Below are 12055 nucleotides of genomic sequence, written 5' to 3'. Positions count from 1 at the left end.
TCAAGCCGGCCTGCCAGTAGGAGTGGAACGGCGAACCGGGCTTGGTGTCAGATTCGTTGACGCTGTAGATCCGACCAGGCCAGTCTTGCCCGCAGCACGATGTGGGCAAGGCCACCAAGCGCGTCGAGACGGTCACCGGACCAGGAAAGGTAAACGTCAAGCTAAGCGGGGAAGGACCCCCGCCAGCCCCTCACGGAACGCGATGGCCGCCGCCTCGGTGCGGGTGGCCGCGCCCAGTTTCGTCAGGATGTGGGAGACATGCACCCCCGCCGTACTCGGTGAGATGTGCAGCCGGGCGGCGATCTGCCGGTTGCTCAGGCCCTCGGCGATCAACCTGAGCACGTCACGCTCGCGCTCCGTGAGCCCACCCTGAGCCGGTCGGGGTCGCCCGAGCAGGGCGATCTCGCGGGTGAGCGGCGCGGCGCCCAGGTCTTCGGCCAGCCACGCGGCTTCCCTGAGGCGGGCCGTTGACCCGGGCCGGTCGCTCGCCGCCAGCGCGGCTCGCGCGCCGTGGAACAGACTCAGCGCCAGCTCGTACGGCTGCCGCAGTTCCCGCCAGGCACCCGCGGCGTGGTCCCAGCCGTCGTCCTTGATAAGCGCGCGCAGCATGATCTGCCAAGCTCGGTCGAGCGGCCCGTCCACGCCGAGCGCCGTATCGGCCGCGGAGAGCTCGGCCTGTCGTTTCGCGACCCGCTGCCGTAGGTCCCTGCCGTCGCCGTGCGCGAGCCGGGCCCGCTGCGCCAATGCGCCGGCGACCAGGACCGGCCGGGCGTCGCTGCTGTAGATCCGGGTGAGCGCCGGGTCGGCCAGCGCCCGGTCCAGGAGCAGGTCTGCCCTCTCGTGGTTGCCCTGGGCGACGGCGAGCAGGCAGAGCAGCTGATAGCGGGGGAACAGGCCCCCGTTGCCGGTGTGCTCCACGGCCGCCGCGGCGTCGGCCGCCCTGGCCAAGTCTCCGCGCAGCAGCGACAGGTAGCCGGCGAGCACGCGCAGGGCCTGCCGCGGCAGCGGTGGCGGGTCCTCCTGGAGGCTCTCCTCCAGCACGGTGGCGGCCTCGTCCCACCGCCCGGCCAGGATCAGGCTGTGTCCGGCGAAGCGCGCGAGCTCGGCGCCCCGGCTGCGGCCCAGCCCGTACCGGCGGGCGTGGCGGATGCCGTCGCGGGCCGCCTCGATGCCGCGGTCGTGGTCACCGGCCTTGGTGTGCAGCGTCGCCTCGTACATCGGGACGGTCATGAGCAGGTCGTGGCCGTCGAGCCGATCGGCCAGCGTGCGGGCCTGCGCCAGCATCCCGAGGTCGCCCGTCATGGAGCCGACGCCCAGCAGCCCACGGACCGTGACCGTGGCATCGCCGGTACGCCGACCGATGGCGAGCGCCTCCTCGAACGGCTCGCGAGCCCGGTCCACCTCCGGCAGCAGGCCCATGGCCAGCACGCCGAGCAGCCGCCCTCGCTGAACGCCGCCGGGGGTGGCGGGCACCAGTTCCAGGGCTCGTTCCCAGTCGGAGACGCCGGTCGCCTCCAGCCGGTGCCGCAGCCTGCCTCGATGTTCCAGCAGCTGGGCGGCCCGCTCGGGCTCGCGCCGCTCGTTCACGGCGGCCAGCCCGGCGCTGGCGTACTCGACCCCGCGAGCGTAGTCGCCGCTGAGCATGCACGCCTCGGCCGCGCCGGTCAGTACGTCGATCCTGTCGACGCCCAGCCGCGCCTGCGGGTCCCAGAGTTCGAGGACCTGGTCGAGCATGCGGACCTGCTCCTCGTAGGCGTAGGACCTGCGCGCCTGGCCCGCGGCCAGGTAAGCGGCGGACAAGGCCAGCCCGCGATCACCGGCGGCGTGGGCGTGTGCGGCCAGCTCCGCGTGGGCGCCGGAATCGCGCAGGGCCTCGGCGTAGCGCGCGTGCAGGCGCGCCCGCTCGCCGGGCAGCAGGTCCTCGTACACCGCCTGCCGGATCAGGGCATGGCGGAAGTCGTAGCCGTCCCCTGCGGTGACGAGCAGGCTGCGGTCGACGAGCTCGCGCAGCAGGGCATCCAGCCCGGTCCCGTCCTGCCCGGCCACCTGCGCCAGCAGCCGGTGGCAGACCCGGCCGCCCGCTGCCGAAGCGATGCGCAGCAGCTCGCGCGCCGGGCCGGGAAGCGACCGCGGGCCGTGCAGCAGCAGGTCGCGCAGGCTGTCCGGGGTCCGTTCACCGGCGTGGGCGAGCGCCTCGACGAACAGCGGGGTGCCGTCGCTGCGTTCGTGTACGCGGCGTACGGCGGCCGCGTCCGGCTCGGTGCCGAGGATCGCGGCCAGCTGCCGGCCCACGCCCTGCCGGTCCAGGCCAGGCAGCCGCAGCGTGGTGGTGCGCGGGCGGCGGGCCAGCTCGGACAGCAGCGGCCCGAGCAGTCCGTTGCCAGTTTCCGGCGGCCGGTAGGTGATCACCAGGAGCACACCGGCCTGGGTCAGGTTTCTGGCCAGGAAGCCGAGCAGCTCGCGGGTGGCGGCGTCGGCCCAGTGCAGGTCCTCGATCGAGACGACGAGCGGCTGGTTCGCGGCCACCCGCTCGACCAGCGTCAGGACCTCCTCGTACAGCAGATGCTTGCCGCCTTCCGCGTCGCCCGCCTCGCCGAGCTCGGGGAACCAGCGGGCCAGCTGGCGGTAGGGCCCCGGCAGCACCCCTTCGACCCGGATCAGCCTGCGCAGCACCGTCACGAACGGCGCGTACGGCAGGCCGTCGCTGCCCAGCTCCGCGCAGGCGCCCTCGACCACCCGCACGCCCCGGCCCAGCGACCGCGCGAACTCGGCGAGCAGCCGCGACTTGCCGATCCCGGCCTCCCCGGCCACCAGCACCACCGCCGGCCCCTGCCCGACAGCCGTGTCCAGGGCCGCCACCAGCGCCGACAACTCCTCGCCCCGGCCGACGAACACCGGGCTGACCACGCGCTCCGCCACCACGACGCCAGCATATAAATACACAGATCACCCGATGTGCGGTGCCTGTTTACCCGGCCATTCTCGAAGCATGACGGCGACCTACCCCCTGCGGACGATCCGCGCCGACGAGCTCGACGCGTGGGCTCGCATGATCACCACGACCTACGGCCAGGACTGGTACGAGGGCGGCCTGCGGAACGCCGCCGACTCCATCGAGCCCGGACGCACGATCGCCGCCTACGACGGCGAGGAGATCGTCGGCGGTGCGTCGATCTACGGCCGCGTCATGACGGTCCCCGGCGCGGTGACGCCCGTCGCCGGCATCACGCTCGTCGCGGTCCTGCCCACCCACCGGCGCCGCGGCATCCTCACCGCGATGATGCGCAAGCAGCTCACCGACCTGCACGAATCAGGCGGCGAGCCGATCGCCGCGCTCAACGCCGCCGAGGCCACGATCTATGGCCGCTTCGGGTACGGCGTCGCCAGCTGCGTGGCCGAGATCCAGGCGGACAAGAAGCTCCTGGCCCTGAGGCCCGGCACCGACCTCGGCGACGGGACGATCCGCCTGCTCGACCGCCGGCAGGCCCGGCCGCTGCTAGAGAAGGTCTACGACACCGCCCGCCGTACCGGGGTCGGCTGGGTGGACCGTACGGAGAAGTTCTGGGAGGCCCGGCTGGCCGACGGCGAACGCGCGCGCGACGGCGGGACGGCCCTGCGCTTCGCCGTCCACACCGAGCCCGGCGGCGAGGTCAGCGGCTACGTCTTCTACCGCTCCAAGCCGCGGCTGGTGCAGGTCATCGAGGTCGCGGCCACCACTAGGCAGTCCTACGCCGCCCTGTGGCGTTACCTCATCGACCTCGACGCTCACGCCGGCCTCACCTATGACGGCGCCGTCGACGAACCGCTGAAGCACCTGCTGACCGACCCGCGCGCGGCTCGCACCAGCGTGATCGACAACCTCTGGGTCCGCCTGGTGGACGTCGACCGCGCGCTGGCGGCACGCCGCTACTCGACTCCGCTGGACCTGGTCCTGGAGGTTCAGGACACGTTCTGCCCATGGAACGCGGGGCGCTACCACCTGCGGGCCGACGGCGACTCCGTCACCTGCGAACGCACCCAGGCCCGGCCGGGCCTGCGGCTGACCTCCGCCGAGCTGGGTGCGGCCTATCTGGGCGGCACCACCCTGGCGGCCCTGGCGGCCGCGGGCCGCGTCGAGGAACTGCGCCCCGGGGCGGTCACCGCCGCCTCGCTCGCCTTCCGTGGCGAGCGCGAGCCCTTCCACCCCTCGGGCTGGGCCTTCCCCGCCTTCTGACGGGCGCTTTGGAGACCAAGGACGTCGCCTGGCGGACTCCACTGGAGAGCCGGCGCTTCAGCGGCGCAGGACGCGGCGACGATCGCACCCACCGCGACCCTGGATGCAGCAGTGCTTCCGGGAAGGCGAGGGGCGGTTGGACGTGCCGCGGCTTCGCCGCATCTGGAGCCGACTGCGGCAACCGTCGCGCAACGGCGCCGAGGTGGTGAGCCACGACGACCTGGTCCCCGGAACGTGCTGGTTCGGACGGCCGTCTCACCGGAGTCCTCATCACACCGGGCGCCGAAGCGGATCAGATCGGCATGAACATCATAATGTCCGGCCGGAAGCCGGAACCGCACACGAGGGAGACAAGTCACATGCGCACTCATCGCCTCGGTCGCAGCACGGTGGAGGTCACCGAACTGGGCTTCGGGGGCGGGCCGCTGGGCGGCCTGTTCGAACCGCTGGACGACGACACCGCGGCGCAGGCACTGGCGGCCGCCTGGGACTCGGGAATCCGCTACTTCGACACCTCGCCGCACTACGGCATCGGGCACTCTGAGCGCCGCATCGGCGAGCTGCTGCGCAGCAAGCCGCGGGCAGAGTTCACGCTGTCGACGAAGGTCGGCCGGCTGCTGGTCCCGCAGGATCCGAACGGCCGGATGGACGAGGGCTTCGCCGTGCCGGCCACGCACCGCCGGGTTTGGGACTTCTCCCGCGACGGCATCCTGCGCAGCGTCGAGGACTCGCTGACCCGCATGGGCGTCGACCGGATCGACGTGCTGTATCTGCACGATGCCGAGGAGCACTTCGAGACTGCCCTGCGCGACGGCTACCCGGCACTGGCCGAGCTGCGCTCCCAGGGCGTGGTCGGCGCCGTCGGCGCGGGCATGTACCACCCCGGCAAGCTGACCCGCCTGGTGCGGGAGACCGACGCGGACGTGGTCATGCTGTCGGGCCGCTACACGCTGCTGGACCACACCGCCCTGGACGAACTGCTGCCCGCCTGCGCCGAACGCGGAGTCTCGGTCCTGGCCGCCTCCGTCTTCAACTCCGGTCTGCTGGCAACCGACCGGCCCGCCGAGGGGGCGCGGTTCGACTATGCACCCGCCGCCCCGGAGCTGCTGGAACGGGTCAACCGCATCGCGGATGTCTGCGAGGCGCACGGCGTGACCGTTCCCCAGGCCGCCATGGCCTTCCCGCTGCGCCACCCCGCGGTCGCGGGCATCGTGGTCGGTATGCGCTCGGCGCAGGAGGTGCGGCGCAATGCCACCGCGTTCTCAGCGCGCATCCCGGCCCGGTTGTGGTCTGATCTGCGCGACCGGCTCAAGACCTGGGCCGACTGGCAGGACCTCTCGGCGCAGGCTCACGGCACGCTCGATCAAGAAGATCGGTGACCCTCTGCTGGACCGCACCCTTCAACGTCACCAGAGTTTCCCTGCTCGGTGCGTCTGCAGGGCCGGCCTCCATCTGGAGGCGCAATCTGGCCCGGTCGGTGCTGCTCAGCGGTCGGCGAGGGGCCGGCCGGTGCGGTGGTGTCCTTCGCCGTCACGAACCTTCCGGCCGAATACGCGCGGCCGGTCGCGGAAGGCGCCGCCATTTCCCGCCCGCTGCGCACCGAGCCGTAGGGCGAACTGGTGGTGCAGCTCACCGACCCCGCCGGCGCGCTCGTCCACCTCACGGAGTGGCTTCCGCCCAGCGGGCGGTGACGCCCGCCGTACACCGACAAGACTCGAGGAACCGTGCGGCCTGGTCGCCGTGACCAACCCCGTCAACCGCATCAATCGCCACCATCAAGCAGCCCACAGGCTGAGGAGCAAGCAATGGCACACGGGATTGACAACCCCGCGCGAGTTTCGCATCACATGCATCGGCGGGAGTCCAAGGACTCCGCCGGACTCTTCCGTGTGGTCGGCGCGTGAAGGGCCTGCAGGTACGGCTGGCGCACGTTGCGGGCAAGCGGCCACTCAGCCGTACCGACCATTGGTCGTTCCTGTTCGGCCAGATCGCGATCTACAGCCTGGTGGTCCTGGTCCTCACCGGAGCATTCCTGACCTTCTTCTACGACCCGGACACGACCCAGGTCATCTACCAGGGCGCCTACACTCCGCTGCGCGGCGTGCCGGTCAGCCAGGCTTTCGCCTCCACCTTGGAGGTCAGCCTGGAGGTACGCGGCGGTCTGCTGATGCGGCAGGTCCACCACTGGGCCACGCTGATCTTCATCGGCGCCGTGTGCGTGCACCTGCTGCGCCTGTTCTTCACCGGCGCCTTCCGCCGGCCACGCGGCCTGAACTGGCTGATCTGGGTCGCCCTGTTCGTCCTGGGCATCGCCGCGGGCGTCACCGGCGGCATCCTGCCCGACGACATGCTCTCCGGTGGCAGCCTCAGCCTGATCCAGGGCGTCACCCAGTCCATCCCGCTCGTCGGCACCCACCTGACCGGCCTGCTGTTCGGCGGCGCCGTCCCCGGTGATCAGGTCATCCCGCTGTTCTACCGGCTGCACGTCCTGCTCATCCCGGTGATCATGGTCGAGCTGCTCATCGTCAGACGCTGGCTGCTGCTGCGGCACGGCCACAGCCACTACCCGGGCGCCACCCACATACCGCCGCTCAGCTCGCTGGCGTTGTTCTTCGCCACCTGCGGCATGCTCACCCTGCTGGGCACCGTCGCGCAGATCAACCCCATCTGGCTGTACGGCCCAGCCCGCCCTGGCACCACCAGCGCCGGAGCCGTACCCGACTGGTACATGGGCTTCCTCGACGGCGCCATCCGCATCATGCCCGCCTGGGAACCCATCGTCGCCGGTCACCCGCTCACCCTGTCCGTTCTCATTCCCGCCCTGATGGTGCCGGGCGCCTTCTTCACCGTCCTGGCCGCCTATCCGCTCATCGAACGCCGGCTCACCGGCGACAGCCGGATCCACCACACCCTGGACCGGCCCCGTGAGGCCGCCGTCCGCACCGCCGCAGGCGCGGCCGGCATGACCTTCTACGGCCTGCTGTGGGCGGCGGCCGCCAATGACCAGCTCGCCCACCACTTCAACCTGTCCTTGTTCGCCGTCACCTGGTTCTTCCGCGTCGCGGTCGTGGCCGGGCCGGTCGTGGTCTTCGAGCACACCCGGCGCATCTGCCTGGCCCTGCAGGAACAAGACAGGCAGCAGCTCACGCACGGCATCGAGACCGGCGTCCTGCGCCGCTCGCCCCGCGGTGAGTACACCGAGGTCATCGCATCCCCCGCTCGGAAAGGTATCCATGCCGATCAACACTGACATCGAGATCCACGCGGTGAACGTCCTGGTCATCGGCTCCGGCGCGGCCGGATTGCGGGCGGCGATCGCCGCCGCCGAGGCGGGATGCGAGGTGCTCATCGTCGGCAAGCGCGCCAGGACGGACGCCCACACCGTCCTCGCCGCCGGCGGCATCAACGCCGTCCTGGGCACCCGGGACCCGCAGGACACCTGGGAACAGCACTTCGCCGACACCTACAAGGAGGGCTACGGCCTCGGGGACCCGGCGATGATCGAGATCCTGGTCCGCGAGGCGCCCGAGGCGATCCGTGAGCTCGCCGACTGGGGCACACCTTTCACCCGGCTCCCCGACGGCCGGCTGGACCAGCGCTTCTTCGGCGCGCACACCTATCGCCGCACCTGTTTCGCCGGTGACTGGACCGGCCGTGCCGTACTCGAGACTCTCGCGCGCAGGAGCGCGGGCATCGCGATGCGTGAGCGCTTCTACGTCTCCGGCCTGCTGCACGCCGACGGCGAGTGCTTCGGCGCCTTCGGCTTCGACCTGGACACCGGGACCAGGACCGCCATCTATGCCGACGCCGTGGTGCTGGCCGCGGGTGGGCACACCCGGTTGTGGCGGCGCAGTTCCTCACGCCGCGACGAGAACACCGGCGACGGCATGAGCCTGGCCCTGCGCGCGGGCTGCCGGCTGGCGGACCTGGAGCTGGTGCAGTTCCACCCCACCGGGATGGTCCATCCGGAAGAGGTGGCCGGCACCCTGGTCACCGAGGCTGTGCGCGGCGAGGGCGGACGGCTGTACAACGCGCTCGGCGAACGGTTCATGACCGCCTACGACCCCGAACGCATGGAGTTGTCCACCCGTGACCGGGTCGCCCTGGCCTGCTACACCGAGATCACCGAGGGCCGCTCCGGACCGCACGGCGGGATATTTCTTGATATTTCCCACCAGGACAAGGCTCTGATCTTGGAACGGCTGCCGCGCATGTACCGGCAGTTCCTCGAACACCAGCTCCTCGACATCTCCACCACCCCCATGGAAGTCGCTCCCACCGCGCACTACTCCATGGGCGGCGTGGTGGTCGACGCCGAGACCACCGCCACCGACCTGACCGGCCTGTACGCCGCCGGCGAGGTCACCGCGGGCCTGCACGGCGCCAACCGGCTCGGCGGCAACTCACTCGCCGAGACGGTGGTCTTCGGCCGCCGCGCCGGCCAGGCGGCGGCCGCCTGGGCCAGGGACAGGACCACCATCAGCCGCCCCTGCGCCGTCGTCACCGCGGCCAACGAAGCGCTCCTCGGGCTGGTCAAGCGTGGCGGCGAGTTCGCCCGGCCGATCCAGCGCGACCTGCGCACCCTCATGTGGGAGCGCTGCGGCGTAGTCCGCGACGAGGACGGGCTGAAGCAGGCCCTGGCCGTCATCGAGGCCCTGACCGAACGAGCGCGGGACGTGGACGTTTCGCCCACCGCCGAAGGCTATGAGGACCTCGCGCATCTGCTCGACCTGCGGGCGGCGCTGCTCGTGGCCGAGGCGACCGTCCTGGGGGCCATCGCCCGCCGGGAGACCCGAGGCTGTCACAACCGCAGCGACTATCCGGCCTTGGACGAGACGCTGACCAGGACGCTGGAAGTGTCCTCGACCGAGTCGGGACTCCGGCTCGCCAGCCGCGCGGTGCCCGAGCCCGCCCCGGAGCTCGCCCGCCTCGTGGAACGCACGGCCGACCTCGAATCCACCGGACGGCTGGTCGAGTGACGCGATCGTCACCGACCGGCCCCCGGCTCACACAAAGAGAAAGAAATTAAGGAGATCTCAACCATGATCCTGGTAACCGGTGCCACCGGAAACGTCGGTTCCCACGTCGTCCGCCAACTCCTGGAGGAGGGTGAGAAGGTCCGCGTCCTGACCCGCAACCCCAGCGGCCATGCATTCCCCGACCAGGTCCAGGTCGTGACCGGCGACCTGACCCGGCCGGAGACCCTGCCGGAGGCACTGTCCGGCATCGAGCGGGCCTTCCTGTTCCCCGTCCTCCAGGGCATCGACGGATTCCTCGACGTGGCGAAGCGAGCCGGCCTGCGCCATGTCGTGATGCTGTCCTCGGTGTCGGTCACGTGGTCCGAGCCCGGCTGGGTCGGCGAGGTGCACCTGCGGCTCGAACGATCCGTCCAAGCGTCCGGGTTGGCGTGGACCTTCGTGCGGCCCGACGGGCTTCCGACCAACGACCTGGTCTGGGCGCCCCAGATCATCGAGGGCGATGTCGTACGCGGACGCTACGGCGAGGCCGCGACGGCCCCGGTCGACCCGCGCGACATCGCCGCGGTCGCCGTCCGCGGCCTCCTCGATGGGCGTGCCGGCGAGGGGTACTCGGTGACCGGACCGCAGTCGCTGACCCAGATCGACCGCCTGCGCATCATCGCGGAGACCCTCGGGCGACCATTGCGGTGGCAGGAGCAGTCCGAGGACTGGTTCCGGGACCAGATGGCCCGCCACGGCATGCCCGCTGCGGGGATCGACGATTACGTCAACTTGCTCACCGCGAGAGTCGGCAAGCCCGCGGAGGTCCTGCCGACGGTCGAACAGGTCACCGGCCGACCGCCCTTCACCTACGCGCAGTGGGTCGCCGACCACGCCGCCGCCTTCGGCGCAGCGTCGGCCTGACGGATAGGCGGCACCTGCCGGCCGCCGGGCACGTCCCGAGGGACGCGCCCGGCAGCCAGGGACGCGGCTGGATCGCCGTTCGGCTCACCCCTTCGGAAAAGGCTAAGTCCTTCAGAACGCTCACCCCTTCGGAAAAGGCTAAGTCCTTCAGAACGCTCAATCCTTCAGGAAGAGAGAAGTACGGCGAAGACGTGGAAGACGAGGCGGCCGCCGGGGGTGGTGGTGTCCAGGCGCTCGTGCAGGCTGGTGCAGCCGATCTCGCGCTTGCGCAGGTCACCCACCATGGTGATGAGGTCGTGAAGGCAGCGGCCGTAGCTGGGCCTGGCTCGGGCAGACGACTTCACGAGGGCAGCGGGCATCGACGTGCCGGCGGGTGCGATGTGCGAGCTGGCGGACGGCCGCGGGGGCTCTTGCCGACGGCGTCGGCGATCTCGTCGTAGCCGATAGCGAAGGCCTCGCGCAGCACGAAGACGGCGCGCTCGGTCGGCGACAGCGTCTCCAGGACGAGCATCAGCGCCATCGACACGCTCGACGTCCTCGGCCACGTCCGGCGCGGTGAGCAGCGGCTCAGGCAGCCAGGGGCCGACGTAGGACTCCTTGCGGCGCTTCATGGCGCGCAGCCGGTCCAGGGCCCGCCGGATGGCGATCTGGACCAGGTAGGCCCGCTGGTCCGGCACTGCGTCGAGATCGACGCCCGACCATCGCAGCCAGGTCTCCCGCAGGACATCTTCGGCATCGGCGGCCGAGCCGAGCATCTCGTAGGCGACGGTGAACAGCAGGGTGCGATGGACGACGAACGCCTCGGTGGCCCGGTCCATCTGGTCGCTGCCCTTACGCATTGCCGGCCTTCCACGCTGATCTCGACGGCGCCTGCACACAAGACGCCGATCCCGCCGGCTTGTGACAACCGCCGCTGGTGGCCTACATCACACCTCGGCAGTGTCACAGGAATCGGGTCGGAACCGCCACATGGTCGTAAGTACAACAACGTCAGGAGAGAACATGACCTCAGTATTGATCACTGGAGCGAACAAAGGCCTGGGCTACGAGACCGCGCGTAGGCTCGGAGAGCTGGGTTGGAGGGTCTTCCTCGGCTCACGCGACGAGGGCCGGGGAAGGGCCGCCGCGCAGAAGCTGGCCGCCGACGGCGCACACGTCATCATGGTCCCATTGGACGTGACCTCGGAAGAGTCGGTGGCCGGGGCTGTGCGGCTAGTCCGGGAGCACACCGACCGGATCGACGTGCTGATCAACAACGCTGGCACGCCGGGCCGCGGCGTCAACCCGGCGGACGCGACGGCCAAGGACATCCACGCCGTCTACGACACCAATGTGTACGGGCCGGTCCGGGTCACGAATGCGTTCCTGCCGCTGTTGCAGGCGGCCGATAACCCGCGGGTGGTGATGGTCACAGGCGCCGGTGGGTCCATCGCGTTCGTGACTGACCCCGGGCAAGCCGTCTCGAAGATGTACGAACTCGCCTACACCTCGTCGAAGGCGGCACTGAACATGATCACCGTCCGATACGCCCAGGCGCTGCCGGCCATCAAGTTCAACGCCGTGACCCCCGGCGAGGTCGCCAACGGCAGGTTTCCCGCCACCGACATGAACCCCGTGGGCGTGCTGACGGTCACCGAGGGCAGTGATCCGATCATCGATCGCGCGACGCTCGCCTCTGACGGGCCGACCGGGACCTTCATCGACCGCCTCGGCCCCATCGCCTGGTAAACATCCCAGAACGGAGAGACAGACGGGCAAAGGCTGATTCGTCACAGGCTCCTGACCACCACCGCCAACCGCAAAGCGATCGACCGTACCCCATCGAAACCCCGCGCAGCGGCAGATGTTCGGGGAGCAGCCCGATGACCTGTGGCTGTGGGTCGAGCTGGCCTCAACGGCCGCAAGGTCCTCGGCGGGATCACCGATCGTGACCTCATCCCAATCGATCACCCCGCTGAGC

The 12055-nt window shown here is 70.7% G+C and carries 7 protein-coding genes and 2 pseudogenes; 6 read left to right on the top strand and 3 right to left on the bottom strand.

What is annotated here, in order from left to right; all coding sequences use genetic code 11:
- Window positions 1-156: 156 nt before the first annotated feature.
- Window positions 157-2922, bottom strand: a complete 2766-nt coding sequence (locus ACTMTI_RS53140) for a helix-turn-helix transcriptional regulator (RefSeq protein ID WP_441128681.1) — start codon at window positions 2920-2922, stop codon at window positions 157-159.
- Between the two features lie 67 nt (window positions 2923-2989).
- On the opposite strand from ACTMTI_RS53140, the gene ACTMTI_RS53135 reads away from it, so the two are divergent.
- From ACTMTI_RS53135 to ACTMTI_RS53115, 5 genes are all read left to right on the top strand, one after another.
- On the top strand, window positions 2990-4213 hold the full coding sequence (locus ACTMTI_RS53135; protein WP_441128679.1) for a GNAT family N-acetyltransferase: 1224 nt from the start codon (window positions 2990-2992) through the stop codon (window positions 4211-4213).
- A 359-nt stretch (window positions 4214-4572) separates the two neighbouring features.
- Complete coding sequence (locus ACTMTI_RS53130; RefSeq protein WP_441128677.1) at window positions 4573-5592, top strand: aldo/keto reductase; 1020 nt, start codon at window positions 4573-4575, stop codon at window positions 5590-5592.
- A 521-nt stretch (window positions 5593-6113) separates the two neighbouring features.
- Window positions 6114-7463 carry a cytochrome bc1 complex cytochrome b subunit gene (gene qcrB / locus ACTMTI_RS53125; RefSeq protein ID WP_441128675.1) on the top strand — a complete coding sequence of 450 codons (1350 nt, stop codon included), beginning with the start codon at window positions 6114-6116 and terminating at the stop codon, window positions 7461-7463.
- Window positions 7447-9192, top strand: a complete 1746-nt coding sequence (locus ACTMTI_RS53120; protein WP_441128674.1) for an L-aspartate oxidase — start codon at window positions 7447-7449, stop codon at window positions 9190-9192. The genes qcrB and ACTMTI_RS53120 overlap by 17 nt, the downstream gene beginning before the upstream one ends.
- A 63-nt stretch (window positions 9193-9255) precedes the next feature.
- Window positions 9256-10095 carry an NAD(P)H-binding protein gene (locus ACTMTI_RS53115; protein WP_441128672.1) on the top strand — a complete coding sequence of 280 codons (840 nt, stop codon included), beginning with the start codon at window positions 9256-9258 and terminating at the stop codon, window positions 10093-10095.
- A gap of 315 nt (window positions 10096-10410) precedes the next feature.
- Here the strand turns inward: ACTMTI_RS53115 and ACTMTI_RS53110 are convergent.
- Window positions 10411-10913, bottom strand: a pseudogene (locus tag ACTMTI_RS53110) (sigma-70 family RNA polymerase sigma factor); the annotation flags it as partial.
- 184 nt (window positions 10914-11097) lie between these two features.
- Between ACTMTI_RS53110 and ACTMTI_RS53105 the strand changes: the two are divergent.
- A complete protein-coding gene (locus ACTMTI_RS53105) occupies window positions 11098-11823 on the top strand; it encodes an SDR family NAD(P)-dependent oxidoreductase (RefSeq protein ID WP_441128670.1) in 726 nt (241 codons plus the stop codon).
- 156 nt (window positions 11824-11979) lie between these two features.
- On the opposite strand, the pseudogene ACTMTI_RS53100 reads toward ACTMTI_RS53105, so the two are convergent.
- Window positions 11980-12055, bottom strand: a pseudogene (locus tag ACTMTI_RS53100) (phosphotransferase); the annotation flags it as partial.

Origin of the sequence: Nonomuraea sp. H19 (assembly GCF_052068215.1) — a bacterium.
Classification (GTDB): Bacteria; Actinomycetota; Actinomycetes; order Streptosporangiales; family Streptosporangiaceae; genus Nonomuraea.
This window is presented reverse-complemented; position numbering and strand designations above follow the sequence as displayed.

Coding starts and splice junctions, on each gene's coding strand:
- ACTMTI_RS53105 (WP_441128670.1), top strand. CDS start 11,098: ATGACCTCAGTATTGATCACTGGAGCGAACAAAGGCCTGGGCTACGAG.
- ACTMTI_RS53120 (WP_441128674.1), top strand. CDS start 7,447: ATGCCGATCAACACTGACATCGAGATCCACGCGGTGAACGTCCTGGTC.
- ACTMTI_RS53130 (WP_441128677.1), top strand. CDS start 4,573: ATGCGCACTCATCGCCTCGGTCGCAGCACGGTGGAGGTCACCGAACTG.
- ACTMTI_RS53135 (WP_441128679.1), top strand. CDS start 2,990: ATGACGGCGACCTACCCCCTGCGGACGATCCGCGCCGACGAGCTCGAC.
- ACTMTI_RS53115 (WP_441128672.1), top strand. CDS start 9,256: ATGATCCTGGTAACCGGTGCCACCGGAAACGTCGGTTCCCACGTCGTC.